This window comes from Achromobacter ruhlandii, assembly GCF_902859695.1.
Classification (GTDB): Bacteria; Pseudomonadota; Gammaproteobacteria; order Burkholderiales; family Burkholderiaceae_B; genus Achromobacter; species Achromobacter ruhlandii.
The window spans coordinates 384017-409174 of record NZ_CADIJL010000002.1; the positions used below are offsets into that span (position 1 = coordinate 384017).

The 25158-nt window shown below is 69.6% G+C and carries 21 protein-coding genes; 14 read left to right on the top strand and 7 right to left on the bottom strand.

The features are described from left to right. The first annotated feature begins 89 nt into the window (after positions 1-89). Positions 90-1313 carry an MFS transporter gene (locus HV742_RS03980; RefSeq protein WP_068950768.1) on the top strand — a complete coding sequence of 408 codons (1224 nt, stop codon included), beginning with the start codon at positions 90-92 and terminating at the stop codon, positions 1311-1313. 59 nt (positions 1314-1372) lie between these two features. On the opposite strand, the gene HV742_RS03985 is transcribed toward HV742_RS03980, so the two are convergent. Then, entirely contained in the window at positions 1373-1864 is a 492-nt protein-coding gene (locus tag HV742_RS03985) for a GNAT family N-acetyltransferase (protein ID WP_049073364.1), read from the bottom strand. 368 nt (positions 1865-2232) lie between these two features. On the opposite strand from HV742_RS03985, the gene HV742_RS03990 reads away from it, so the two are divergent. Then, the gene (locus tag HV742_RS03990) at positions 2233-3267 is read left to right on the top strand and encodes a helix-turn-helix transcriptional regulator (protein WP_175144535.1); all 1035 of its coding nucleotides are present in this window, start codon (positions 2233-2235) and stop codon (positions 3265-3267) included. Positions 3268-3286: 19 nt separating this feature from the next. On the opposite strand, the gene HV742_RS03995 is transcribed toward HV742_RS03990, so the two are convergent. Beyond that, a complete protein-coding gene (locus tag HV742_RS03995) occupies positions 3287-4177 on the bottom strand; it encodes a LysR family transcriptional regulator (protein ID WP_049073366.1) in 891 nt (296 codons plus the stop codon). A 168-nt stretch (positions 4178-4345) separates the two neighbouring features. Here HV742_RS03995 and HV742_RS04000 point away from each other — a divergent pair, with 168 nt between their 5' ends. Further along, positions 4346-5794, top strand: coding sequence for an MFS transporter (locus HV742_RS04000; protein WP_068981197.1), 1449 nt, complete (start codon positions 4346-4348; stop codon positions 5792-5794). 17 nt (positions 5795-5811) lie between these two features. On the opposite strand, the gene HV742_RS04005 is transcribed toward HV742_RS04000, so the two are convergent. Next, the gene (locus tag HV742_RS04005) at positions 5812-6405 is read right to left on the bottom strand and encodes a hypothetical protein (RefSeq protein WP_175144536.1); all 594 of its coding nucleotides are present in this window, start codon (positions 6403-6405) and stop codon (positions 5812-5814) included. Between the two features lie 359 nt (positions 6406-6764). On the opposite strand from HV742_RS04005, the gene HV742_RS04010 reads away from it, so the two are divergent. From HV742_RS04010 to HV742_RS04025, 4 genes are all read left to right on the top strand, one after another. Continuing rightward, positions 6765-7478: a gluconate 2-dehydrogenase subunit 3 family protein gene (locus HV742_RS04010; protein ID WP_049073369.1), complete on the top strand. Its 714-nt coding sequence runs from the start codon at positions 6765-6767 to the stop codon at positions 7476-7478. Positions 7479-7481: 3 nt separating this feature from the next. Then, on the top strand, positions 7482-9257 hold the full coding sequence (locus tag HV742_RS04015) for a GMC family oxidoreductase (protein ID WP_175144537.1): 1776 nt from the start codon (positions 7482-7484) through the stop codon (positions 9255-9257). Between the two features lie 10 nt (positions 9258-9267). Then, complete coding sequence (locus HV742_RS04020) at positions 9268-10584, top strand: c-type cytochrome (RefSeq protein ID WP_175144538.1); 1317 nt, start codon at positions 9268-9270, stop codon at positions 10582-10584. A gap of 239 nt (positions 10585-10823) precedes the next feature. Then, positions 10824-11495 (top strand): lysozyme inhibitor LprI family protein, encoded by a 672-nt coding sequence (locus tag HV742_RS04025; RefSeq protein WP_175144539.1) that lies wholly within the window; start codon positions 10824-10826, stop codon positions 11493-11495. A gap of 14 nt (positions 11496-11509) precedes the next feature. Here HV742_RS04025 and HV742_RS04030 read toward each other — a convergent pair whose 3' ends face one another. Beyond that, positions 11510-11752: a hypothetical protein gene (locus HV742_RS04030; RefSeq protein ID WP_175144540.1), complete on the bottom strand. Its 243-nt coding sequence runs from the start codon at positions 11750-11752 to the stop codon at positions 11510-11512. A gap of 91 nt (positions 11753-11843) precedes the next feature. Beyond that, entirely contained in the window at positions 11844-12359 is a 516-nt protein-coding gene (locus tag HV742_RS04035; protein WP_049073374.1) for a GNAT family N-acetyltransferase, read from the bottom strand. Between the two features lie 244 nt (positions 12360-12603). On the opposite strand from HV742_RS04035, the gene HV742_RS04040 reads away from it, so the two are divergent. The 3 genes from HV742_RS04040 to HV742_RS04050 all read left to right on the top strand — a co-directional run bounded on the left by HV742_RS04040 (position 12604) and on the right by HV742_RS04050 (position 17211). Continuing rightward, entirely contained in the window at positions 12604-13116 is a 513-nt protein-coding gene (locus tag HV742_RS04040) for a P-loop nucleotide/nucleoside kinase family protein (RefSeq protein ID WP_054415614.1), read from the top strand. A gap of 76 nt (positions 13117-13192) precedes the next feature. Then, positions 13193-14944, top strand: a complete 1752-nt coding sequence (locus HV742_RS04045; RefSeq protein WP_175144541.1) for a VRR-NUC domain-containing protein — start codon at positions 13193-13195, stop codon at positions 14942-14944. Then, a complete protein-coding gene (locus HV742_RS04050; RefSeq protein WP_054415609.1) occupies positions 14941-17211 on the top strand; it encodes an ATP-dependent DNA helicase in 2271 nt (756 codons plus the stop codon). Before HV742_RS04045 ends, HV742_RS04050 begins: the two co-directional genes overlap by 4 nt. Before the next feature lie 45 nt (positions 17212-17256). Here the strand turns inward: HV742_RS04050 and HV742_RS04055 are convergent, their stop codons facing one another. Both HV742_RS04055 and HV742_RS04060 read right to left on the bottom strand, forming a co-directional pair. After that, the gene (locus HV742_RS04055; RefSeq protein WP_049077738.1) at positions 17257-17670 is read right to left on the bottom strand and encodes a group III truncated hemoglobin; all 414 of its coding nucleotides are present in this window, start codon (positions 17668-17670) and stop codon (positions 17257-17259) included. A gap of 109 nt (positions 17671-17779) precedes the next feature. After that, positions 17780-19309 carry an MFS transporter gene (locus HV742_RS04060; protein WP_068980291.1) on the bottom strand — a complete coding sequence of 510 codons (1530 nt, stop codon included), beginning with the start codon at positions 19307-19309 and terminating at the stop codon, positions 17780-17782. Between the two features lie 391 nt (positions 19310-19700). Here HV742_RS04060 and HV742_RS04065 point away from each other — a divergent pair, with 391 nt between their 5' ends. The 4 genes from HV742_RS04065 to HV742_RS04080 all read left to right on the top strand — a co-directional run bounded on the left by HV742_RS04065 (position 19701) and on the right by HV742_RS04080 (position 25152). Continuing rightward, the gene (locus HV742_RS04065) at positions 19701-20585 is read left to right on the top strand and encodes a LysR family transcriptional regulator (RefSeq protein ID WP_054415605.1); all 885 of its coding nucleotides are present in this window, start codon (positions 19701-19703) and stop codon (positions 20583-20585) included. Positions 20586-21102: 517 nt separating this feature from the next. Then, the gene (locus HV742_RS04070; RefSeq protein ID WP_175144542.1) at positions 21103-21612 is read left to right on the top strand and encodes a PaaI family thioesterase; all 510 of its coding nucleotides are present in this window, start codon (positions 21103-21105) and stop codon (positions 21610-21612) included. A gap of 139 nt (positions 21613-21751) precedes the next feature. Next, the gene (locus HV742_RS04075; protein ID WP_175144543.1) at positions 21752-23224 is read left to right on the top strand and encodes an amidase; all 1473 of its coding nucleotides are present in this window, start codon (positions 21752-21754) and stop codon (positions 23222-23224) included. A 308-nt stretch (positions 23225-23532) separates the two neighbouring features. Then, positions 23533-25152 (top strand): methyl-accepting chemotaxis protein, encoded by a 1620-nt coding sequence (locus HV742_RS04080; RefSeq protein ID WP_100505255.1) that lies wholly within the window; start codon positions 23533-23535, stop codon positions 25150-25152. The last annotated feature ends 6 nt before the right edge of the window (positions 25153-25158 follow it).

Below are 25158 nucleotides of genomic sequence, written 5' to 3' on the forward strand. Positions count from 1 at the left end.
TCAAATTCTAGGCCAATTATCAAACGGCATCGTCAGCGCCAGACTGTCGCATCTCCAATCCGGGCCTGGCCCATGAAGGAATGCAAACAATGAACGAGATCACGGGTTCGCTGGCCAGGGGGACGCCTGCCCCCGCGCCGGCCACGACGCCCATGCCGATGGCGGCCTTGCTGGCGTTGACCATGTGCAGCTTTATCGCCACCGCCAACGAAGCCGTCCCGGCCGGGCTGCTGCCGAGGATGGCGCGCGACTTCGGCGTATCGCAGGGCTGGGCGGGCCAGCTGGTGACGTTGTGCGCGCTGGGATCGGGGCTGGCGGCGATCCCGCTGACGGTCGCGCTGCGCGGCTGGCGGCGGCGCTGGGTGCTGTTGCTGTCGGTGGGGGGCTTTTTTGTCTGCAATGCCATCACCGCCTTGGCGTCGCATTTTCCGTTGGCGTTGGCGGCGCGCTTCATGGCGGGCATCGCCACCGGCCTGGCCTGGAGCCTGTTGGCGGGCTACGCGCGGCGCATGGTGGCGCCGTCGCAACAGGGCCGCGCGATGGCGGTGGCAATGGTCGGCATTCCGCTGGCCCTGGCGCTGGGCGTGCCGCTGGGGGCCTGGCTCGGCGGCCTGGCCGGCTGGCGCACGGTGTTTGGCATCCTGGCGGGCATGAGCCTGGCGCTGGTGGCTTGGGTGGTGCGAGCGGTGCCCGACTATCCGGGGCAGACGGCCGCGCGGCGTGTGCCGATGCGCCGGGTATGGACGACGCCCGGCGTGCGGCCGGTGCTGGGCGTGGTGCTGGCCTGGATCCTGGCGCACTACACCCTGTACACCTACGTCGCGCCGTTGCTGGCGGCATTCGGACTGGGCGAACGGGTGGATGCGGCCCTGCTGGTGTTCGGCGTGGCGTCGCTGTGCGGCATCGGCTTCACCGGCGCGTTGGTGGACCGCGGCCTGCGCCGGCTGGTGCTGGGCAGCCTGGCGGCGTTCGCGCTGGTGGCGCTGGCCTTGGGGCAGGGCGCGCTGCCGGCGGGCGGCGTCTACGTGATGCTGGCGTTGTGGGGCCTGAGTTTCGGCGGCGCGCCAACGCTGCTGCAGACGGCGTTGGCGGACGCGGCCGGCGATGGGGCCGAGGTGGCGCAATCGATGCTGGTGACGGTGTTCAACCTGGCCTTCGCGGCCGGAGGCGCGATGGGGGGCGTACTGCTGGAAACGGCGGGAGCGGGCGCCTTGCCGCAAGCCATCCTGGCGTTGTTGTTGCTGGCCTGGGGCCTGGCCTGGCGCGCCAGGACCCATGGCTTCAGGCCGGGGCGGCGCGGGGCGGCGCATTGACCGAAGTCCGGCGCGCGGAGTCCGCTGGATCGAGATGGGCCGCGCGGCGTCGTCCCTGTCTACAGATCCAGCACCATCTCGTGCCAGGCCATGCCGCCGTGGTCGGACGCCGAGGGACGCACGTAGCGGTAGCCGAGCTTGCGGTACAGCTCGACGTGGCGGTCCTTGCACATCAGGTGAATGCTGCGCTTGCCCTGGCGGCGGCTGTCGTCGATGAAGCGGTGCATCAGGCGCGCCGCATGGCCCTTGCCCTGGTGGGCGGGATCGACCACCACCGACATGATCACCACGTTGGGCGCGGCCGGGTCGTGGCCCACCAGTTCCTTGAAGGCCTCGTCCGACATGACCACTTCATGGGCGCAGCCGCTGTTGATGAAGCCGACGATGGCGCCGTCCTCTTCCAGCAGCAGGAAGCCTTGCGGATAGTTGGCGATGCGGGTGGCGATCTTGGCGCGGGTGGCGGCTTCGTCGCCTTCGTAGGCGGTGGTTTCGATCTCGAAGCAGCGGTCGGTGTCGGCGAGGGTGGGAGAACGGAAATTCAAGGCGGACATGGTGAAACGGCAGCGGGGTGATGACAGCGAAGCCGTATGGTAGCGGTTCCCAGCGCGCCATGCGGGTATTCCCGGACGCCGCGCCATGCGGGCGGGGCCGGAGGCGGAAAAAAAGCGCATTCCCCGGGAAGGGGAATGCGCGCAGATGCTGTGCGGCGTGGCGCCGGTTTTCCCGGCGCGGCGCCCCGCTGGCTGGCGGTACTTCGGCCCGAGTCCGCGTACGTCTTGCGGAATCTCTCGCCAAGCTTAGATACTGTTAGTCTCGTGGCTATACCGCGCGTCTCAGTTTTTGGCGAAGCGGCCGTTATTTACTTTTAGTCATATTTGACGAGTCCAAGTCCGCGCCACCCTCGCGGCAACCCGCAAGCATGAATCCCAATGCTTATTCCGCCGGCCAACCGCCGAGCCTGCCAGCCGCCGTCGCCCACCATCATTTCGATGTGGCGGCGCAGGCGCCCGAACGCCGCCTGCTGGCCTGGCGCGACCACGTCGGGCATGTGGTCGACGTGCTGCCCGACCGCGACGGGCTGCGCGAGCCGTTCCAGGCCTCCATCGACCGCTACCGCGTGGGCCGCCTGATGTTCACCGATTGCCGTTCCGACGCGCTGCGGCTGGAGCGTTCGCTGGTGCGCATTTCCCGCGACAACATCCGCGACTTCGCCTTGCATGTGTTCCTGGAGGGCTGGGTGGACGATGTGACGCTGCGCAATGCGCCGCGGCCGCCGGACGCGCGCGGCGCGGCGCGGGTGCTGGCGGTGGATCTGGGCCAGCCGGTGCGGATGTGGCGCCATGCCTGTCGCATGCTGACCTTTTTCGTGCCGGCGGAACTGGTGCAGGAGGTGTTTCCCGATCCGCAGGCGATCCATGGCCGCACGCTGCACGACGGCATGCCGCTGTTGCGGCTGGCGGTCGGCCAGGCGGCGGCGCTGGGCCGCTCGATACGCGGGCTGGGCGCGGCCCAGGCGCAGGCCGATATCACCGCCTGCGTACGGCTGCTGCTGGCCGCGTTCGGCAAGGACGCGCGCCTGGCCGGCAATGCCCGCGCGGCAGGGCGGGCGGCAATGGTGGCCGAGGTGCGGCGCCACGTCCAGGCCAATCTGCACCAGGCCGGGCTGACGCCGGAATCCGTGATCCAGGCGCTGCGCCTGCCGCGGCCCACGGTGTACCGGCTGTTCCAGCACGAGGGCGGGCTGGGCGCCTACATCCGCCAGTCGCGCCTGCGGCTGGCGGCCGAGGAACTGGCGCGCTATCCGCACCTGACGGTGATGGAGATCGCCTACGGCCTGGGATTCGGCAGCGCGTCGGATTTCGCGCGGGCGTTCCGGCGCGCCTACGACATGCCGCCGCAGTCGTTCCGCGAGCAGTCGTGGCGCTGGCCCGAACGGGCCGCGCTGCGCGTCTAGCGGCCAGGGCGGGGCGGCGTCAGTCCGCGCACACCTGGCGCACGCACTCGCGCAGCCAGCGATGCGCCGGATCGGCGTCCATGCGCGGATGCCACAGCATCGAGATGGTGATGGCCGGCGCCTGGACGGGCAGCGCGAAGCCGTGCATGCCGGCGCGCAGGTTGGCGGTGTGGCGCTCGGGCACGCTGGCGATCAGGTCGGAGCCGCGCGCCAGGGCCAGCGCGTCGGCAAAGCCGGCGACGATGACGGCGATGTCACGCGTCAGGCCCTGCGCCTGCAGCGCCGTGTCGATCGGGCCTTTGTCCAGTCCGCGGCGTGAGACCAGCACATGCTGGCCGGCGGCGTAGCGCGCCGCCGTGACCTTGCCCCGGGCCAGCGGATGATCCGCGCGCACCACGCCGATGAAGCGGTCGCGAAACAGCGCGCGGGTGCGGATCTCGGGGCTGCTGGCGGCGCCGATCACGCCGGTCTCCAGGTCGACGCTGCCGTCGCGCAGCGCCGCGCTGTCCTTGTCGGGCTTTTGCACGAAGCGCAGCCGCACGCCGGGCGCCTCGCGCCGGGTGAGGGCGATCAGCGCCGGCCCGAAGCACTCCACGAAGCCATCGCTGGTGCGCAGCGTGAAATGGCGCGACAGCCGCGACAGGTCCAGCAATTCGGCCGGACGCAGCACGCCCTGCGCCTCTTGCACCAGCCGATTCACCTGTTCGCGCAGTTCCTGCGCCCGGGGCGTCGGCACCAGGCCGCGGCCGGCCCGCACCAGCAGCGGATCGCCGGTGGTTTCGCGCAGGCGCGCCAGCGCCCGGCTCATGGCCGACGGGCTCAGGTGCAGCCGGCGCGCGGCGCGGGCGACGTTGCCTTCGGTAAGCAGCACGTCCAGCGTGAGCAGCAGGTTGAGGTCGGGGCGGGACATGGCGCGACCATATCACGGCCTTGCCGTGGAGTGGCGTCGGATGCATGAATAAAGTGCAAATGCTGCGTCTTCCGCCATGTGCGGCGCGGGCCTACGCTGGCGGCTTCAACGGGTCGCGCGCCGTTCGGCCAGCGCCCCGCCCCTGACCGCATTTGACGACGGATCCCCATGTCTCACGCTTTACCCGAATCCCTGCCGGCGGCTGGCGCCGGCCGCAGAGCCGCCTGGGGGCTGGCCGGCCTGGCGCTGTCCATGCTGCTGTCTTCCCTGGGCACCAGCAGCGCCAATGTCGGCCTGCCGACGCTGGCGCGGGCGCTGGATGCGCCGTTTTCGCAGGTGCAATGGGTGGTGCTGGCCTACCTGCTGGCGATCACTTCGTGCGTGGTGGGCGCGGGCCGGCTGGGCGACATGGCGGGGCGGCGGCGCTTGCTGCTGGCCGGCATCGCGGTGTTCACGCTGGCGTCGGCGGCGTGCGGCCTGGCCGCCACGCTGGGGCAATTGGTGGCGGCGCGCGTGGCGCAAGGCATGGGGGCGGCAGTGATGATGGCGCTGACGATGGCGTTTGTCGGCGACCTGCTGCCCAAGGACAGGGCGGGCAGCGCCATGGGGCTGCTGGGCACCATGTCGGCGGTGGGCACGGCGCTGGGGCCGACGCTGGGCGGCGCCCTGATCGCCGGCCCGGGCTGGCGCGCCATTTTCCTGGTGAACCTGCCGTTGGGCCTGGCGGCGATGGGGCTGGCCTACCGTCACCTGCCGGCCGACCGGCCGCGCGGCGGGCCGCCGACGCGCTTCGATCTGCGCGGCACGTTGCTGCTGGCGGCGGTGCTGGCGGCGTACGCGCTGGCCATGACGCTGGGGCGCGGCCGGTTCGGCGTGCTCAACGCCGCCCTGCTGCTGGGGGCCCTGGCCGGGGGCGGGCTGTTCCTGTGGGTCGAGGCGCGGACGCCGGCGCCGCTGCTGCGTCCGGCGCTGTTGCGGCGGCCGGGCCTGCGCGCGGGGCTGGCGGCCAACGCGCTGGTGTCGACGGTGATGATGGCGACGCTGGTGGTGGGGCCGTTCTACCTGACGCAGGCGCTGGGGCTGGGCGCGGCCGCGGCCGGGCTGGTGATGTCGGCGGGGCCGGTGGTCAGCGCGCTGTGCGGCGTGCCGGCCGGGCGGCTGGTGGATCGCCTCGGCGCCGGCCGCGTCAGCCGTGCCGGGCTGGCGGCCGTCGCCGTGGGCGCGGCCTTGTTGGCGGCCGCGCCCGCCGCGTTCGGCGCGGCGGGCTATATCGCGCCGATCGCGCTGCTGACGGCGGGCTACGCCTCGTTCCAGGCGGCCAACAACACCGCGGTCATGGCCAGCATCGGCGCGGAGCAGCGCGGCCTGGTGGCGGGCATGCTGAACCTGTCGCGCAACCTGGGGTTGGTGACGGGCGCCTCGGTGATGGGAGCGGTGTTCGCGCTGGGCGCGGGCGAGGCGGACCTGGCGGCCGCGCCCGCGGCGGCGGTGGGGCGCGGCATGGCGGTGGCGTTCGGCGTGGCGGCGCTGCTGGGGGCGGGCGCGTGGCTGATCGCCTGGCGGGGCAGGAAGATTGAAGCGCGGGGGAGCGAGCATCGGCCGTCAGCACGCGTCTGACGGATCTGCCCGGCCCGCTAGGCCGCGCCCGTCAGGCGCAGTATCCACCACGCCAGTCCCAGCGCCACGGTGATCAACACGATGCGGCGCAGACCGCCGGCGCCGCGCGGCACCGCGCCGGGCGCGGGCGCTTCCGTGACGCGCGGGGCGGACTCGGCATGCGGGGTGGGTGTTGCAGCGGGCGTCACGCTGCGCACATCAGGGATGTCCGTTTCCATGATGAATTCCGGTTTGCCGGCTGTGCGCGGCGCGCCCGGTCCCGCCAGGCCACCGATGTCTATGCCGGCATCGCGCAGCGCGTCCCACAGGCCGCTGTCGTTCAGCCCATGGCGCACCGCTTCGATGCGTTCGCGGTCGGCCCGTGGCACCGCCTCCAGGCTGTCGTAACGCTGGCCATTCACCGTGACCACGCCGTCCTTGATCTCGACCTGGAAGGGGCCGTCGGCGTCGTCGCCTGCGTAGCGCCACTGTTCGCTGACGTGCATCCGCGCGCCGTCGCCTGCGCGGCGCATTGCCTCCACGGCATCACCCGCGTCGGTCGGCGGGTTGCCTGACATCGACCAACCGCGGGTGGTGGTCGAACTGCGCCAGGTTTTGCTTTTTTCCGTCATCGAATCGTTTCCGTGAGTAACGTTTGTTATCGGGCTGGGCGCGGCTCCGTGGCGGCCGCAGGCGGACTGCGCACTATACGGACGTGGTGCAGTCCTGAATTCGTCTGACAGTGTCCTTAATGCAAAAGTAAATCCCGAGTCAAGAAAATCGATCTGATCCGGTCGGAACAGCAGATCAGTTGGTCTGAAAAGCGCATAATGAGGGCCACCTTTCCTTGCGTCCCTTTTCAAGGATAGGTCTGCTTTTCAGTAACGAAGAAGAGCGTGTTGTCACCAGGGCGCGGCCCGGCAGTTCGTGTTTCCAGGAGTGCATGTGCGGCTGTGCGCCAGGACGACTTGGAATTTTCACGGAGATGTCTATGACACAAGATGCAAAGCCGCGCAGGCGGTTTCTGCAGGCGCTGGCCATCGTGCCCGCGTCGACGCTGGCGGTGGGCGTGGCCGCGACGGGCTGTACCAACGCCGCCGACGGCGGCGCGGCCCGCTCGGCCAAGGCCTACGAGCCCACCTACTTCACCAAGCCCGAATGGAACTTCATCGTGGCCGCGGTCGATCACCTGATCCCCGCGGACCAGTACGGCCCCGGCGCCATCGAGGCCGGCGTGCCGGAGTTCATCGACCGCCAGATGGAAACGCCGTATGGCCACGGCAAGCTCTGGTACATGCAGGGGCCGTTCCATCCCGACGTGGCGCCGGAACTCGGCTACCAGTTGAACCAGAATCCGCGCGAGGTCTACCGCCACGGCATCGAGGCCTGTGACGCGTGGTGCAAGAAGACCCACGGCAAGGTCTTCGCCGAACTCGATAAGCCCCTGCAGGAACAGATCCTGAAGGACCTGCAGGCCGGCAAGATCGAGTTCGACGCTGTCCCCGCCAAGACCTTCTTCAGCTTCCTGCTGGGCAACACCAAGGAAGGCTTCTTCGCCGACCCGATGTACGGCGGCAACAAGAACATGGTGGGCTGGAAGATGGTGGGATTCCCGGGCGCGCGCGGCGACTACATGGACTGGGTCGACCAGCCCAACGTCAAGTATCCCTACGGGCCCGTGTCGATTTCCGGGGAAAAGGGGTAAGCGATGGCGATCAAGAAAGACAAAGTGGACGCGGTGCTGGTGGGCTTCGGCTGGACTGGCGCGATCCTGGGCCAGGAGCTGACCGAAGCCGGCCTGCACGTGCTGGCGCTGGAACGCGGCGCCATGCAGGACACCCCCAAGGACGCGGAGTATCCCAAGGTGCTCGACGAGCTGGCGTACTCCGTGCGCGGCAAGCTGTTCCAGGACCTGTCCAAGGAGACGGTGACGATACGGCATGGCGTGGACGACGTGGCCGTGCCGTATCGCCAGAATGGCTCCTTCCTGCTGGGCACGGGCGTGGGCGGCGCGGGCTTTCACTGGAACGGCATGCACTACCGCGTGCTGCCCGAGGAACTGGAACTGCGCACCCGCTACGAAACGCGCTACGGCAAGAACTTCATTCCCGAGGGCATGACGATCCAGGACTTCGGCGTCACCTACGACGAGCTGGAACCGTACTTCACCAAGTTCGAGTACGTCTGCGGCACCTCGGGCAAGGCCGGCAACCTGAACGGCCAGATCGTCGAGGGCGGCAACCCGCTGGAAGGCAAGCGCAGCAAGGAATTCCCGCTGCCGCCGCTGGCCACCACCTACGGCGCCCAGCTGTTCGACAAGGCCGCGCGCGAAGTGGGCTTCCATCCGTATCCGGCGCCCGCGGCCAACGCCTCCGGCCCGTACACCAACCCGTACGGCGTGCGCCTGGGTCCCTGTAATTTCTGCGGCTTCTGCGAGAACTACGGCTGCTACATGTATTCGAAGGCCTCGCCGCAGACCACCATCCTGCCGGTGCTGCTGAAAAAGCCCAACTTCGAACTGCGCACCCATTCGCACGTCATCAAGGTCAACCTCGATTCGACCGGCAAGAAGGCCGTCGGCGTGACCTACATCGACGCGCAGGGCCGCGAGATCGAGCAGCCCGCCGACCTGGTGATCCTGTCGGCCTACCAGATGCACAACGTGCGCCTGCTGCTGCTGTCGGGCATCGGCAAGCCCTACGATCCCAAGACCAACGAAGGCGTGGTCGGCAAGAATTACGCCTACCAGATGAACGGCGCGGTCAACGTGCTGCTGCCCAAGGGCACCCAGCTCAATCCGTTCGTCGGCACCGGCGCCGGCGGCGTCGGCATGGATGACCTGAACGGCGACCAGTTCGACCACGGCCCGCTCGGCTTCATCGGCGGCGCCAGCATCCGTCACATCCGCTACGGCGGCCGTCCCATCAAGATGACGCCCACCACGCCCGGCACGCCGTCCTGGGGCACCGCGTGGAAGGCCGGCGTGCAGGATGCCTACCAGCGCTACATGACCATCGGCATCTCCGGCTCGGTGATGTCGTACCGCGACGCCTACCTGTCGCTGGACCCGACCTACAAGGACAGCTTCGGCCAGCCCCTGCTGCGCATGACGTTCGATTGGCACGACAATGAATTCGACATGCTCGGCCACATGGGCAACAAGATGGAGGAAGTGGCCAAGGCCATGAAGCCGGAGAAGCACTTCGTCGCCGTGCGCAAGAAGGGCGCGCGCTACGACACCCGGGTCTACCAGAGCACGCACAACACCGGCGGCGCCATCATGGGGGCCAATCCCAAGGAAAGCGTGGTCAACAAGTACCTGCAAAGCTGGGACGTGCCCAACGTGTTCGTGATGGGCGCCTGCGTGTTCCCGCAGAACATGGGCTACAACCCGACCGGTCTGGTGGGCGCGCTGGCGTACTGGGCCGCGCAGGCGATCCGCGACCAGTACCTGAAGAACCCCGGCCCGCTGGTCCAGGCGTAAGGAGCCGACAATGATGAAGAAAACCATTGTTGCCGCGCTCTCGATCCTGGCTTGCGGCTCCGGCTGGGCCGCCGATGGCACGCCCGCCACCGCGGATGCGCAGTTGATCAAGCAGGGCGAATACCTGTCGCGCGCCGGCGACTGTATCGCCTGCCACACCGCCAGGGACGGCAAGCCGTTCGCTGGCGGCCTGGGCATCGAGTCGCCGCTGGGCACGATCTATTCCACCAACATCACGCCCGACAAGGACACGGGCATCGGCAACTACACGCTGGAGGACTTCGACCGCGCCGTGCGCCATGGCGTGGCCAAGGACGGCCATTCGCTGTATCCGGCCATGCCGTATACCGCCTACGCCAAGGTCACGCCGGATGACGTCAAGGCCCTGTACGCCTACTTCATGCACGGCGTCGAGCCGGTCAAGCAGGCCAACAAGGACACGGACATCACCTGGCCGCTGTCGATGCGCTGGCCGCTGGGCGTGTGGCGCTGGATGTTCGCGCCCGACGTGGCCACCGCGCCGGTCACCGCCACCCCCGCCAACGACGCGGACAAGCAGGCGCTGCTGCGCGGCCAATACCTGGTCGAAGGGCTGGGCCACTGCAGCACCTGCCACACCCCGCGCGGCTTCGCGCTGCAGGAAAAGGCGCTGACCGACGCCGACGGCTCGGCCTTCCTGTCCGGCGGCGTGGTCGAAGGCTGGCTCGCGAAGAACCTGCGCGGCGACATGGCCGACGGCCTGGGCAGCTGGAGCAAGGAAGACATCGCCGCTTTCCTCAAGTCCGGTCGCAACGGCCATTCGGCCGCGTTCGGCGGCATGGCGCAGGTGGTGCAGGACAGCACCCAGCACCTGACCGACGCCGACGTCAACGCCATCGCGGTGTATCTGAAGAGCCTGCCGCCGGTGAACAAGAACGCCACCCAGCCGCTCGCCTACAACGACACCGTGGCGCAGGCCCTGCGCAGCGGCAAGGATACGAGCGACGGCGCGATGACGTTCCTGAACAACTGCGCGGCCTGCCACCGCAGCACCGGCAAGGGCTACGCGGAAACCTTCCCGCAGCTGGCGCTGAGCTCGACGGTGAACTCGGCCGATCCCGCGTCGCTGATCCACATCGTGCTCAAGGGCGCGCAGATGCCGGGCACCTCGGCCGCGCCGACGGCGTATGCGATGCCGGGCTTCGACTGGCGCCTGACCGACAAGGAAGTCGCCGACGTGGTGACCTTCGTGCGTTCAAGCTGGGGCAACCAGGGCGCGGCGGTGAGCGCGTCGGACGTGGCCAAGGTGCGCAAGGACGTGGGCGCGGCCAAGGCACCGGCGCGCTAATCGCGCTGCCGTGGGCCGGCCGGCCCGCGGCGCCCCGATGGGATTCGCCCGCTTCGGCGGGCGATTTTTTTGGCCTGGGGAAGGGCGGGCGCGTGGGCGCGACGGTCCGTGCCCCGCGCGTCGCGCGCTGGCGTTATCGCGTAGACTCCAAGCCGCGTCGTTGGTCATGCCGGCGCCGCGAATTTGTCCGACGTCGCCGGGTGTGGCGAACCTTTATACCTCCTGGAGAATTTCCCACCATGATGCGTCCTCTGCTCTTGGCGGCATCGCTGGCCGTGGCCGGCAGCGCCACGGCGGCACCTTCCTTCAACTGCGCCAAGGCCGCCACGCCAGTCGAGAAAGCGATTTGCGCCAACCCGGCGCTGGCGGACCAGGATGCGGCGATCGCGCGGCAATACAAGGATGTGCGGGACAAGCTGGATGCCGAAGCGGCCAAGTCGCTGACCGCCGATCAACGCTATTTCCTGGGCATGCGGGACAGGGTCTATGAGCAGCCTTTCACGCACAGCACGCCCGCCAAGGAAATGGCCGCCTTCATGCGGGCGCGCCTGGCTTTGTTAAAGGCCATCAATCCGCATCCGGCCGCCGGCTTCATCGGCAAGTGGCGCAACATCGAGGGCGAGATCGAGATCACGCAGGGCACCAACGGCGAGCTGGCCGTGGCGGTCAATTCGTGGATGCCTTACTACGGCAATTGGGTCTGCGACCTGAGCGGCAATGCGGTGGTCGATGGCGACAGCCTGAAAGTGACCTACCAGGACGGTCCGCCCTGGGTCGTGACGCTGACGCGGCGCGGCGCCGTGCTGGTGGCGCGCCAAACGGCGCCTGCTGGCTCCCCCGACGACGGCTCGGGTCCGCCTTTCTGCGGCCGCAATGGCGGCGTGGCCGGCGACTGGTTCGCGGCGCGCTGACGCGCCCCGCAGGCTCACTGGCGATTGATCAGGTTCTGCGTGTCCTGGATGAACCAGGGCAGGTTCAGGCGTTCTCCCTCGCCGGTCTGGATGTTCAGGCGTTGGCCCGGGGCGCTGGTCGTGCCCTGCGTGGCCGCGGGCGGGCGGCTGCGATAGTCCAGGTCCGTGCCGCGCGCCGGCGGGTTGGCGCAGGCGGCGAGCGACGCGCACGTGATCGCGGCCAGGATCGGGCGCAGTGCCAGGCGAAGGGTAGTCATGATGCGGGGTTCCTGCGGGTGGCACGGGCCGGCGTGCCGGACGATGAAGGCCTCTGGGGCATACCTTACTCGCAATCCGCGCGGCATGTGGTTACACCGGCCGCTCGTAGCGGCGCGCCTGCACCTCGATACCGCCGATCCGGTCGCTTTCGGTGCCGGTGTTGCGCCAGCCTTGCCGCTCGTAGAAGTCGATGGCGCGGGTGTTGCCTTCCAGCGCATACAGATACAGCCGCGATGCGCCGCGGGCGCGGGCCCAGGCCTCAGCGCGCGCCACCATGAGCTTGCCGGCGCCGGTGCCCTGGTAGGGCGGCAGCACGTGCAGGTTGTCCAGCAGCACCTCGCCGGGATGGTCGCGTTCCTGCTTGACACAGACAAAGCCGATCGGCTGGCCGTCCTGCTCGGCGATGAATACGGCCTGCGCATCGGTGTCGGCGTCGCGCATCCGGTCCTGCCAGTGGACCATGCGGTCATCGGCCAGGCCGGCGTCGAGAAAGCCGTCGGGCAGCAGGCCGCGATAGGTGACGGCCCAACTGGCCGCGTGCATGGCGGCGATGGCGTCGGCATCGCGGGCGGTGGCCTGGCGCAGGGTGACGGGAGGGCGGGACATGGTTCCTTTGTCGCGGCAGGGTGGGAGGCGGCCCGGCGCCGCGATGATTCGTTCGCCGCAGTTTGACAGGTTTGGCGCCGTCCAGCATCATCGTGCCATGAACCGGCCGCAACTCTCGTTCGCCCTGATTATTACCCTCGTTGGGACCACGGTGGGTTAGCGCGCGTCGGATCATCGCGACATCAACCCGCCACCGGCGGGTTTTTTGTTGGCCCGCCGGCTGGCTCTTTCCCGAGGCAGTCCAATGCAATCGCACCCGTCCAACCCACCCCACTTTCCCCCGCCGCTGCTGCACTTCCTGTGCGGCAAGATCGGCGCCGGCAAATCCACCCTGGCGGCCCGGCTGGCCGCGCAACCCGGCACGCTGCTGATCAGCGAGGATGCCTGGCTGGCGGCGCTGTATCCGGGCGAGATCCGCGAGGTGGCGGACTACGCGCGCTGCGCCGGGCGCTTGCGCGATGCCATGGGCGCGCACGTCGCCGCGCTGGTCGGGGCGGGGCTGTCGGTGGTGCTGGACTTTCCGGCCAACACCCGCGCCAGCCGCGCCTGGCTGCGCCAGGTGGCCGAGGCCGCCGGTTGCCGCCACCAGCTGCATTTCCTGGACCTGCCCGACGCGGTATGCAAGGCGCGGCTGCGCGCCCGCAACGAATCCGGCACCCATCCGTTCACCACCAGCGACGCGCAGTATGACGCCATCACGGCGTATTTCGTGGCGCCGCAGGACGATGAGGGCTTCGAGATCGTGCGCCACGGATAGGTACTTGCCGAGGCTTCCACGGGCGGGGCGGCCTGCTATGATTACTGGATAAATACCCAGCTATCCGTTTCGGCCGATGTTGCCCCCGCACCGCTACTACTACCTGCATAACTTCCAGCGCGCCCTGGCGTGGGTCGGCGAACGCTACGCCGACCTGCTGGACGAACGCGAACGCCGCTTCATGGCGGATTTCGCCGGCTTGCCGCAGGCCTCGCAGGCGCTGCTGGTGCGCATGCTGATGCGGCGCGGGCCGTGGTTCCGCGCCAGCCGCCTGGCGTACGACGAAATCCCCGACTCGGCCGAGGCTGCCGCGCCCTTGCTGGCGCTGGGCTGGCTGGATGCCGACACGCCCATGACGCTGGACGAACTGTTCGCGCTGCATACGCGCCCCGAGCTGGACCGCCTGTTCGCCCCCATGCCGGCCAAGGCCGCCGCGCGCAAGGCGGACCTGCTGGCCGCGCTGCGCGCGCGCTATCCGGACGCGCGGCCGCATGCCGCCTGGATGGCGCTGGCGCCGGGCGCCGCCGCCATCCCGGCCGTCCGTGTTGCGACGCCGGGGCGCGCGTCAGTCGGCCATCCGCCGGCGGCGCCATGTTCATCGGCCACGGCGGATCCCGCGGTCTCCGCCGATCCGGCCTGGCGGGTCGCGGTCGCGGACTTGTGCGAGCGGCTGCGCCTCATGTTCTTCGGCAATTTGCACCAGGACTGGTCAGAGTTCGTGCTGGCCGACCTGGGCGTGTTCCAGTACGAGGCGGTGCCGTTCGATCCCTCGTCGCGGGCTTTCCAGGCGCGGGCGGATGTCGACCGCTATCTGATGCTGCACGCCTGCCGGCAAGCGCTGCAAGAGCCGCTGGACGTCGATGCGCTGTTGCGCGCGGTGGCCGATTGCGCCAGCGACAACCCCTGGCTGGAAAAGCGCCGCGCCAAGGTGCTGCTGCGCCTGGGACAGGCCTGCGAACGCACCCAGGACTGGCAAGCGGCCGAACGCGTCTACGCCCTGTGCGCCTACCCAGGGGCGCGTCATCGCCGCATCCGCGTGTTCGAGCGCATGGCGCGCTTCGACGAGGCGCTGGCGCTGGCCCTGCGGGCCCAGGCCGCACCCGAAAGCGAGGAAGAAACGCAACGCCTGGCGCGCATGCTGCCGCGCCTGCGCCGCAAGCTGGGGCAGGCAGCGGCGCGGCGCGTCACGACGCCGGTGGCCCGCTTCGATCTCGAACTCGAACGGCCCGCGGCGCCGACGCCGGTGGAATTCGCCGCCCGCGACCACCTGCACCGCGACGACGCGCCGGTGCACTACGTCGAGAACACCCTGATCAATTCGCTGTTCGGCCTGCTGTGCTGGCCGGCGGTGTTCGCGCCCTTGCCGGGGGCCTTCTTCCATCCGTTCCAGCGCGGTCCGGCCGACCTCGACGCGCCGGATTTCCACGCCCGGCGCGAGGCGCTGTTCGCCGCCTGCCTGGCGCAACTGGACTCCGGCGAATATCGCGACACCATCCGCCGCCGCTACGTCGACAAGCAGGGGCTGCAGTCGCCCTTCGTGTTCTGGGGGGCGCTTGACGAATCCTTGCTGGAACGCGCGCTCGAACACCTGCCGCCGGCGCACCTGAAGCGGTTCTTCACGCGGCTGCTGCGCGACGTCAAGGCCAACCGCTCCGGCCTGCCCGACCTGATCCGTTTCCAGGCCGTGGCGCCCGGCTACGAGCTGATCGAAATCAAGGGCCCCGGCGACAAGCTGCAGGACAACCAGATCCGCTGGCTGGCGTATTGCGCCGAGCACGGCATGCCGGTGCGCGTCTGCCATGTCAGTTGGCGGGAGTCCGCGCCATGACGTACGCGGTGGCGGTACGGGCGCTGTGCGAATTCACGGCCCGCGCGGGCGACCTTGACCTGCGCTTCACGCCCGCGCCCAGCGGCCTGGAAGGCATGGCGGGGCACACGGCGGTCACGGGCCGGCGCGGGCCCGCCTACGAAACCGAGGTGGCGCTGAGCGGCCAGTACCAGAACCTGCTGGTGCGCGGCCGCGCCGACGGCTACGACCCGGCGGCCAATCAGCTCGAAGAAATCAAGACCTACCGCGGCCGGCTCGACAGCGTGCGCGACAACCACCGCGCCGCGCATTGGGCCCAGGCGCGGGTCTATGCGCACCTGTTGTGCCTGGCGCGCGGGCTGGCGCAGGTCCGCGTGGCGCTGGTGTACTTCAACGTCGCCACCGAAGAAGAAACCGTGCTGACCGAGACCCGCGACGCGGCCTGGCTGGCGGCATTTTTCGCCGAGCAATGCGATCGCTTCCTGGCCTGGTCGCGCACCGAACTGGCGCACCGGCAGGCGCGCGATGCGGCGCTGCAACGGCTGGCGTTTCCGCATGGCGAATTCCGCAGCGGCCAGCGCGAACTGGCCGTGTCGGTTTACCGCGCGGCGCGCGATGGCCGCTGCCTGATGGCGCAGGCGCCCACCGGCATCGGCAAGACGCTGGGCACGCTGTTTCCGCTGCTCAAGGCCGCGCCGGGCAGCGGGCTGGACAAGGTCTTCTTCCTGGCGGCCAAGGGCTCCGGGCGCGGGTTGGCGCTGGCGGCGCTCGACACGCTGAACGCCCAGCCGGCGCAACCGGCGCTGCGGGTGCTGGACCTGCAGGCGCGCGACAAGACCTGCGAGCATCCGGACAAGGCCTGCCACGGCGACTCCTGCCCCTTGGCGCAGGGCTTCTACGACCGCCTGCCGGCCGCGCGCGAGGCCGCCCTGGTCCAGGGCCGGCTGGACGCGCCGGCGGTGCGCGCCGTGGCCCGGGCCCACCAGGTCTGCCCGTACTACCTGTCGCAGGAACTGATCCGCTGGAGCGACGTGGTGGTGGGCGACTACAACTACTACTACGACGCCACCGCCATGTTGCATGCGCTGACGCAGGCGCACCAATGGAAGGTGGCGGTGCTGGTGGACGAGGCCCACAACCTGGTCGATCGCGCCCGCCGCATGTACACCGGCGAACTGAACCAGCTCGGGCTGGCGGCGGCGCGCCAGGCCGCGCCCAAGGCGCTGAAGAAACCGCTGGACGGACTGCAGCGTTCCTGGACCGCGTTCAACAAGAAACAGGCCGAGGCGTACCAGGCCTATGACGAGGCGCCCGCCGGCGTGCTGGCGGCGCTGCAGAAGGCGGTGGGCGCCATCACCGACTACCTGGGCGAGTCGCCGCTGGCGCAGGACGATCCGGTGCTGGCCTTCTATTTCGAGGCGCTGCATTTCATGCGGCTGGCCGAGCAGTTCGGCCCGCACGCGCTGTTCGACGTGACGCGGGCCGATGCCCGCGCGCATGGCGCCAAGACGGCGCCATCCACCTTGTGCGTGCGTAATGTGGTGCCGGCGCCGTATCTGGCGGCGCGGCACGCGGCGGCGCATGCCACGGTGATGTTTTCGGGCACGCTGAGCCCGCAGCAGTTCTACCGCGACACGCTGGGCCTGCCGCCGGACGCGGCCTGGATCGACGTGGCCGCGCCGTTCCAGGCCGAACAACTGGCGGTCAAGGTGGTGGGCAATGTCTCCACCCGCTATCGCGACCGGGAGCGTTCGCTGGCGCCGATCGCCGACCTGATCGCCGAGCAGTACGCCCGCCGGCCCGGCAACTACCTGGGCTTTCTGAGCAGCTTCGACTACCTGCGGCAGGTGGCCGACCTGATGCGATCGCGCCATCCGCAGGTGCCGATCTGGCTGCAGACGCCGGGCATGGATGAGGCCAGCCGGGCGGCCTTCCTGGGGCGCTTCACCGAAAGCGGGCAGGGGGTGGGCTTCGCGGTGCTGGGCGGAGCCTTTTCCGAGGGCGTGGACCTGCCGGGCAAGCGCCTGATCGGCGCCTTCATCGCCACGCTGGGACTGCCGCAGGTCAACGCCGTCAACGAGAACATCAAGCGCGCCATGGAGCGGCGCTACGGCGAGGCGCAGGGCTACGACTACACCTATCTCTACCCGGGCATGCAGAAGGTGGTGCAGGCCGCCGGCCGCGTGATCCGCACCGAACAGGACGTGGGCACGGTGCATCTGATCGACGACCGCTATCGTCGCGCCAAGGTGCGCAACCTGTTGCCCAGCTGGTGGCGGGTGGACTAGGGCCGCGCCCCGGCGCCTTTGCGCGAACTCGCCCCGGGAGTGGCCCTAGGCGGGCGAGGCCGAGCGCAGCTCGGTCAACGGCTTGTCCGGATCGCGGCTGAGCTGGTAGCCGTACCAAAGGCTGCGCGCCATGCGACTGGCCATTTCGCCGGCCGCGTCGGCCAGCGCGCGGTTCGGCAGCGCCGCCCGCGTCTCGCCCCATAGCGCCAGCCAGCGTTCGAATAGTTCGGCGCTCAGGTGCGGCATCGCGACGTGCTTGGGCATGGGCATGCCGGTGAAGCGGCGGGTGCCCAGCAGCACCGCCGACCAGAAGTCCGACAGCGTCGCCAGGTGCTCGTCCCAGTCGTGCACCTGGGCTTCGAACACGGGGCCCAGCGCGGCGTCGGCGCGCGCCTTGGCATAGAACGTATGCACCAGGTCGCGGATCTCGGCTTCGGTGCAGATGTCGGGTTCGGACAAGGCGGTCTCCAGGCGGCGGGAAGTCAGCGCGAAGTGTAGGGCGGGGCGGGGCGGGGGCGGGTTGATCTGGCGCAAGCCGGCCGCGCCGGCAATGGCCGCGCCGCCCGGTTCAATGCGCCTGCGGCCGCACCTGCGCCATGGGCGTCGCCTGCGGCCGCGCCAGCAGGGCGTAGACCAGCACGGCCAGCGCCAGCGCGAATCCCGCCAGGGCATACAGCACCTGCCCGAAGGCCATCTCGTAGGCCTGGTGCAGCAGGTCGCCGGCGCCGGGCAGCAGCCTGGCGGCCTCGTCCAGCTGGCCCAGGGCCGCCCGATTGGCGGCCTGCAGCAGCGCTTGCGGGCCCGCGTCCGCCAGGGCGGTGGCGGCCTGGGCGTGGATCAGCGTGGCCAGCAGGGCGCTGATGACCGCGATGGCGACGCCGTCCGCCGACACGCGCACCGTGTTGAAGATGCCGGTGGCCATGCCGACGCGCTCCGGCGGCACCACGCTGACCGCCATCGCGTCCATCAGGCCCCAGGGCAGGCCGATGCCGATGCCGATCAGGCTCATGGGCAGCCACAGGCGGCCGGCGTCGCCGCCCAGGTCGCGGGCCAGCCAGGCCAGGCCGGCGGCGGCCAGCACCAGGCCCGTGCTGGACAGGGCGGCGGGACTGAAGCGGCGCGTCAGCAGCGCGGCCAGGAACGGCACCACCAGCAGCGGCGTGGCCAGGCCCATCATCAACTGGCCGGCGCGCAACGCGCTGTGGCCGTCGATGCCGATGAAGCGGCCGGGCAGGATGGCGATCAGCGCGATGAACAGAAACGCCGGCGAGGCCGCCAGGGCCTGCACGCCGACAAAGCGCGCGCTGCGGAACAGCGACAGGTCCAGCATCGGATGCGAGGCGCGCATCTCGGTGACGATGAAGGCGACGCCCAGCAGCGCCGAGGCCAGCAGCGAGCCGGCCACGGCGGCGTCGCGCCAGCCGTTTTCGGGCGCCAGCAGCATGCCGTAGGTGAACAGCCCCAGCGCGCCGGTGAAGCTGAGCGCGCCGCGCCAGTCGAACCGGCCGCCGGCCGCGCCCGCCGTGGCGCGGACGCTGGCGGCCACCAGCGCCAGGCCGAGCAGGCCCACCAGGCCGGTGCCGTGGAAGACCCAGCGCCAGCCGGCCGTCTGCACCAGCCAGCCGGAGACCAGCGGCCCGAACGACAGGCCGATGCCGAAGGTGGTGCCCAGCAGGCTGAAGGCGCGGGCCCGGGCGGCGCCATGGAACAGCGGCGCCAGCGATGACATGGCCGCGGCAAAGGCCGCCGCGCCGCCCACGCCCTGCATCAGCCGCAGGAAGTCGATCCACCCGGCCGACGGCGCCCAGGCGATGGGAAAGGTAAAGGCGCAGAACCAGGCCAGCCCGCCCAGCCAGACGCGGCGCGGGCCGTACAGGTCGGTGAGGCTGCCGGACACCATGATGACGCTGCCGTAGGCCAGGATGTAGCCATTGAGGATCCAGTTCAGTTGCACCGGCGTGCCGCCGAGCGCCTGGCTGATCGAGGGCAGCACCACCGCGGGGCCGGTGAAGCACAGCGGAATGAGCACGGCGGTGAGGCAGGCGGCGAGCAATTGCAGCCAGCGGTTGGGGGCGGGGGAAGGAGGCAATGAGGTCATGTCGATAACGGTGTCGATAATGGAAAGCGAGGCGGTGGCCGGCCCGGTTCGGCGGACAAGGCCTGCCAACTGGGTCGGCAACGAGGCTGACAAACAAGGCCGTCAAACCAAGCCAGCAAACCAAGCCAGCAAGCCAAGCCAGCAAGCCAAGCCAGCAAGCCAAGCCAGCAAGCCAAGCCAGCAAGCCAAGCCAGCAAACAAAGCTGAAAAACAAGGCCGGCAAACAAGGCCGGCAAACAAGGCCGGCAAAACAAGGGAATGGCGCCACGCCCGGCGAGCGCGGCGTCCGGGAACGCGATGCCGGCAGGATAGGCAGCCGTCGATAAAAGAAAAATAGGCTAGGATTCCGAATATTCCGGACATGAAAGTCCGCATTGAAGGAATCAGGCGAATGGACAGCCTCAGCGGTATCGGTGTTTTCGTGCTGGTGGCGGACACCCGCAGCTTCGCGGAAGCGGGGCGCATGCTGGGCGTGTCGCCGTCGGCGGTCGGCAAGAGCGTGGCGCGGATGGAGGCGCACCTGAAGGTGCGGCTGTTCCACCGCAGCACGCGCCACATCACCTTGACGCCGGAAGGCGAGAAGTTCCTGGAGCGGTGCCGGCGCATCCTGTGCGAAGTGGAAGCGGCCGAACTGGAACTGTCCGAGGCCGCCGGCACTCCCAGCGGCCGGCTGCGCGTCAGCCTGCCGCGCTACAGCCGTCTGTTCGAGCCGGCCATCGCCACGTTCATGAAGCAGTATCCGCAAGTCCGGCTGGACCTGGATTTCACCGACCGGATGGTCGACGTGATCGGCGAGGGATACGACGCGGTGGTGCGTTCCGGCGAGATGCAGGATTCCGGCCTGAAACGCCGCCGCCTGGGGCAGTTCCGCCGCATCCTGGCGGCCTCGCCCGACTACCTGGCGCGGCATGGCACGCCGCGCCGCGCCAGCGACCTGTTGCGCCATTGCTGCCTGCATTACCGCTATCCCAGTACGGGCAAGCTGGAGCAATGGCCTTTGAAGACGGCGGCCGGCGCGCCCGCGCCCGAACTGCCGCTGACGCTGATCTGCAACAGCGTCGAAACCCGCATCTTCCTGGCGCTGGGCGGGCTGGGCATCGTCTGCCTGCCGGACTTCACCATCAAGGAAGAACTGGCCTCGGGCCGGCTGGTGACGGTGATGGACGAACGCACGCGCGGCAACGCCACCATGTGGGCGTTGTGGCCGGCCAGCCGCCACCCATCGCCCAAGCTGCGCGTGTTCGTGGACCACCTGGCCCGGCACATGTTCGCGTGACGTCCGGGACGCGCGCCATGGCATTGCCGCGCCGGCCGTCCGCCCGGTCATCGGCGGGCGGCCTGGCTTGGTCCTGTGCGGCATTGCGCCATCCGCAGGGGATCGGCAGCGTGCCGAGCCAGTCGGGCTCGGTCGGGCGGGGCCAGCCCGGCGGTGAAGGCCGATGGCTGGCGCGCCAGTACGCCGCCGCGCGGCAAGCTGCCGGCGCGCTTACGCCTTGGGGCGGGGCAATTGAAGAGGGCGCACCGCGTAGCCGGGCATCTACGAGACCGATCGTCATCGGCGCGATGAGCCGCAAGCCAGGCGCGGCCTCCTCACGCACCGCGAGGGCGCGGGCGGCGATGATTGCCTGAGCGGGCGCGGCACGCTGTCCGTCGACCTGACCGACCTGACCGACCTGGTCGACCTGTTCGGCACGGATGGCCCCCGGGGTCGAGGGCAGAGCGGGAAAGGTTTGATATATGATGGGCATCATATAAAAGATTGCCTTCCTTTTCCCTTTGCCGGAGCCTTGCCCATGACTTCCGACCCGACCCTGGCGGGTGGCGCCACCGCCCCGCAACGCGAACCCAGCCTGGTTGACCAGACCGGCGCCGGTCTCGATGGCCTGGCGCAATTGCGCGCGCTGCTGGCCTCGGGCCGCAAGCCGGGCATCCTGGTGTCGCTGGATTTCGATTTCGTGGAGGCCGAGGAAGGGTTGGCGGTGTTCGCCGGCACGCCCGGCCCGCACGCCTACAACCCCATCGGCACGGTCCATGGCGGCTATGCCGCGACGCTGCTGGACTCGGCCTGCGGTTGCGCGGTGCATTCGCGGCTATCGGCCGAGCAGGCCTACACCACCCTGGAACTGAAGGTGGCCTATCACAAGGCCATCACGCGCCACAGCGGCCGGTTGCGGGCCGAGGGCCGGGTGCTGTCGTTCGGCCAGCGGGTGGCGTACGCCGAAGCCAAGCTGACCGATGCCCAGGGCCGCCTGCTGGCCTCGGCCACGTCCACCTTGCTGGTGTTCGCGCGTCCGCCGGCTTGACGGCGGGCAGGGCGCGGCGGGCCCGGCGGATCGGTGGCGCCGCCTCCGCCCGGATCGCGCCGGGCGGCGCCGGCGCGCGGCCCGCGCGGCATTGGCGTAGTATCGTCGGCCTGCCAAGAAAAAAAGCGGAGACAACACCATGACTGCAGCCACGCCGGCGGCCGCCGGCCGCCTGAACGATATCGTCGCCATGCCCGCGCATGCGCTGTCGGACGCGATCCGCCAGCGCCGCGTGTCCTGCCGCGAGGTGATGACGGCCTACCTGGACCACATCGACGCGGTCAATCCGGCGCTCAATGCGCTGGTGGCGCGGCGCGAACGGGCGGAGCTGCTGGGCGAGGCCGATGCGCGCGACGCGCAGCTGGCGGCCGGGCAATGGCTGGGCTGGCTGCACGGCATGCCGCAGGCGCCCAAGGACTTGACCTCGGTGCGCGGCATGGTCACTTCGATGGGTTCGCTGGTGTACAAGGACCAGGTGAGCCAGCAGGATTCGATCCTGGTCGAGCGCATGCGGGCGTCCGGCGCGATTTTCATCGGCCGCAGCAACGTGCCCGAGTTCGGCCTGGGCTCGCACACCTATAACCCGGTCTACGGCACCACGGTCAACCCGTACGATCTCTCCAAGAGCGCCGGCGGCAGTAGTGGCGGCGCGGCGGCGGCGCTGGCGGCGCGCATGCTGCCGGTGGCCGATGGCAGCGACTTCGGCGGATCGCTGCGCAATCCGGCGGGCTTCTGCAACGTCTACGGCATGCGGCCGTCGGCCGGGCGGGTGCCCAGCGGGCCGTCCAGCGACGTGTTCCTCAAGCAACTGTCATACGAAGGCCCGATGGGCCGCTCGCCGCGCGACGTGGCGCGCATGCTGTCGGTCATCGCCGGGCACGATCCGCGCGCGCCGCTGTCGCTGGACGACGATCCGGCCGTGTTCGCGCAAGCGCTGGATGCCGACCTGCGCGGCAAGCGCATCGGCTGGCTGGGCGATTGGGACGGCTATCTGCCGATGGAGCCGGGCATCCTGGCGCTGTGCGCGCAGGCGCTGGCGCGGCTGCAGGCGACCGGTTGCCAGGTCGATGATTACCGCGTGCCGTTCGCGGGCGAGCGGCTGTGGCGCATGTGGCTGGCCCACCGGCACCTGATGGTGGGCGGCCAGTACCATGACCTGGTGCGTGATCCGGAGACCCGCAAGCTGGTCAAGCCGGCGCTGATCTGGGAGGTCGAGGGACTGGACGGCATGACCGCGCGCCAGGTCTACCAGGCCACCGAGGAGCGCAGCGCCTGGTACCAGACGGTGCTGCGGATGTTCGAGGAGGTCGATTACCTGGCGGTGCCATCGGCGCAGGTGTTCCCGTTCGATGCCACGCTGGACTGGCCCAAGGAAATCGCCGGACGGCGCATGGACACCTACCACCGCTGGATGGAAGTCGTCACGCCCTGGACCCTGGCCGGCTGCCCGGTGATCAGCGTGCCGGTGGGCTTCGGCGACGCCGGCCTGCCGATGGGCATGCAGTTGATCGGCCCGCCGCGTGGCGATCTGGCCGTGCTGCGGCTGGCGCATGCCCACGAGCAGGTGCACGATTGGGTCGAATCGCGCCCGCCGCAGGGGTTGTGGCGCTAGGCGGGGGGGCGTTGGCGCGCCGCCGCGGGGCGGAAAAATGGCCGCAAGCTTGCGGACTTCGGTACGCCCTGTCACAGCAAAAGACAAGCCTCTTGTAAGCGGACTTTGCTTTTTCCCGACGGAACCCGCCGGGAATGCGGGGTTTCCCTTGTTTTTCCGTAGCTGTCGGGCCGCGCCTTTGCAATAATTGCTGACTATTCCCACATCCCGTCAAACGCGGGCGACAGGCGCGTCGAGACGGCCGCCGGAAAAACGTCGACGGCGCTGGCGTGGGTGCTGGCGAGCCGAAATTGCACAAGGGTCCCGGTATGAAGAATCTGACACTACGCGAGCGCATCATCGCCAGCTTCCTGGTCATCCTGGCCATCATGGCCCTGATGGTGGTGGTCGACTATCAGCGGTTGCTGCAGGTCGAGGCCGAGGCCGAGTCGATCAACACCGATGCGGTGCCGGGCATCTACTACAGCACCTCGATCCGGGCCTCGTGGTTCGCCGGCTTCGTGGTGGTGCAGGACGCCTTCAACAGCGATACCGAGCAGGAGCGCCAGGCCGGCCTGGCCGCGCTGCCCAAGAACGATCAGCACCTGCAGGACGATATCGAGCAGTATCGCCGCACCGTGGTGCGCGGCGACGACCAGCGCATGTTCGCCGACTTCGAAAAGGCGTTGCAGGCCTACATGCGCATCCGCGCGGAAATCCTGGATCCGGCCATGATGTCGGATCCGGCGCGCGCGCAAGCCAAGATCAAATCCGACCTGCGGCCGGCGTTTTACGCGGGCCGCGACGTGCTGGCCACCATGGTCGCGGCCAACAAGCAACAGGCCGACGAATCGGCCGTCAGCATCCAGAAGGCGGTGGACAAGGCCGAGGCCGGCATGCTGGTGTCGCTGGGGCTGGCGATCGTCGCCGCGATCATCTGCGGCGTGCTGCTGATGCGCGCCATCGTCACGCCCATGAACAGCATCGTCAAGACGCTGGCGGCCACCGGCAGCGGCGACCTGACGCGCCGCCTGACGCTGGCGCGCAAGGATGAGTTCAACGCCATCGAGAGCGGCTTTAACGGCATGGTCGACGAGCTGACCGGCCTGGTCGGCAAGACGCAGCGTTCGGCGGTCCAGGTGGCCACCTCGGTGACCGAGATCGCGGCCACCTCCAAGCAACAGCAGGCCACCGCTTCGGAAGTGGCGGCCACCACCACCGAGATCGGCGCCACCTCGCGCGAGATTTCGGCCACGTCGCGCGAGCTGGTGCGCACCATGACGGAAGTGTCGGGCGCGGCCGAACAGACGGCGGCGTTGGCGGGCAGCGGCCAGGTGGGCCTGGCGCGCATGGAGGACACCATGCGCAACGTGGTCGGCGCGGCCGGTTCGGTCAACGCCAAGCTGGCCATCCTGAACGAGAAGGCCGGCAATATCACGCAGGTTGTCACCACCATCACCAAGGTGGCCGACCAGACCAACCTGCTGTCGCTGAACGCCGCGATCGAGGCCGAGAAGGCCGGCGAGTACGGGCGCGGCTTCGTGGTGGTGGCGACCGAGATCCGCCGCCTGGCCGACCAGACCGCCGTCGCCACCTACGACATCGAGCAGATGGTGCGCGAGATCCAGTCGTCGGTGTCGGCCGGCGTGATGGGCATGGACAAGTTCTCGGAAGAGGTGCGGCGCGGCATGGCCGACATGCAGCAGGTGGGCGACCAGCTGTCGCAGATCATCCAGCAGGTGCAGACGCTGGCGCCGCGCGTGCAGATGGTCAACGAAGGCATGCAGGCGCAGGCCACCGGCGCCGAGCAGATCAACCAGGCGTTGCAGCAGCTCAGCGACGCCGCCCAGCAGACGGTCGAATCGCTGCGCCAGTCGAGCCTGGCGATCGAGGAGCTGACGCTGGTGGCCAACGACCTGCGCAGCGGCGTGTCGCGCTTCAAGGTCTGATACGCC

Bases quoted from the DNA above. Each gene is read 5' to 3' on its own strand.
- HV742_RS04065 (WP_054415605.1), top strand. From the start codon at position 19,701: ATGGACAGCCTCAGCGGTATCGGTGTTTTCGTGCTGGTGGCGGACACC.
- HV742_RS03980 (WP_068950768.1), top strand. From the start codon at position 90: ATGAACGAGATCACGGGTTCGCTGGCCAGGGGGACGCCTGCCCCCGCG.
- HV742_RS04025 (WP_175144539.1), top strand. From the start codon at position 10,824: ATGATGCGTCCTCTGCTCTTGGCGGCATCGCTGGCCGTGGCCGGCAGC.
- HV742_RS04045 (WP_175144541.1), top strand. From the start codon at position 13,193: ATGTTGCCCCCGCACCGCTACTACTACCTGCATAACTTCCAGCGCGCC.
- HV742_RS04015 (WP_175144537.1), top strand. From the start codon at position 7,482: ATGGCGATCAAGAAAGACAAAGTGGACGCGGTGCTGGTGGGCTTCGGC.
- HV742_RS04075 (WP_175144543.1), top strand. From the start codon at position 21,752: ATGACTGCAGCCACGCCGGCGGCCGCCGGCCGCCTGAACGATATCGTC.
- HV742_RS03990 (WP_175144535.1), top strand. From the start codon at position 2,233: ATGAATCCCAATGCTTATTCCGCCGGCCAACCGCCGAGCCTGCCAGCC.
- HV742_RS04010 (WP_049073369.1), top strand. From the start codon at position 6,765: ATGACACAAGATGCAAAGCCGCGCAGGCGGTTTCTGCAGGCGCTGGCC.
- HV742_RS04060 (WP_068980291.1), bottom strand. From the start codon at position 19,309: ATGACCTCATTGCCTCCTTCCCCCGCCCCCAACCGCTGGCTGCAATTG.
- HV742_RS04000 (WP_068981197.1), top strand. From the start codon at position 4,346: ATGTCTCACGCTTTACCCGAATCCCTGCCGGCGGCTGGCGCCGGCCGC.
- HV742_RS04005 (WP_175144536.1), bottom strand. From the start codon at position 6,405: ATGACGGAAAAAAGCAAAACCTGGCGCAGTTCGACCACCACCCGCGGT.
- HV742_RS04035 (WP_049073374.1), bottom strand. From the start codon at position 12,359: ATGTCCCGCCCTCCCGTCACCCTGCGCCAGGCCACCGCCCGCGATGCC.
- HV742_RS04020 (WP_175144538.1), top strand. From the start codon at position 9,268: ATGATGAAGAAAACCATTGTTGCCGCGCTCTCGATCCTGGCTTGCGGC.
- HV742_RS04030 (WP_175144540.1), bottom strand. From the start codon at position 11,752: ATGACTACCCTTCGCCTGGCACTGCGCCCGATCCTGGCCGCGATCACG.
- HV742_RS04050 (WP_054415609.1), top strand. From the start codon at position 14,941: ATGACGTACGCGGTGGCGGTACGGGCGCTGTGCGAATTCACGGCCCGC.
- HV742_RS04040 (WP_054415614.1), top strand. From the start codon at position 12,604: ATGCAATCGCACCCGTCCAACCCACCCCACTTTCCCCCGCCGCTGCTG.
- HV742_RS04070 (WP_175144542.1), top strand. From the start codon at position 21,103: ATGACTTCCGACCCGACCCTGGCGGGTGGCGCCACCGCCCCGCAACGC.
- HV742_RS03985 (WP_049073364.1), bottom strand. From the start codon at position 1,864: ATGTCCGCCTTGAATTTCCGTTCTCCCACCCTCGCCGACACCGACCGC.
- HV742_RS04080 (WP_100505255.1), top strand. From the start codon at position 23,533: ATGAAGAATCTGACACTACGCGAGCGCATCATCGCCAGCTTCCTGGTC.
- HV742_RS03995 (WP_049073366.1), bottom strand. From the start codon at position 4,177: ATGTCCCGCCCCGACCTCAACCTGCTGCTCACGCTGGACGTGCTGCTT.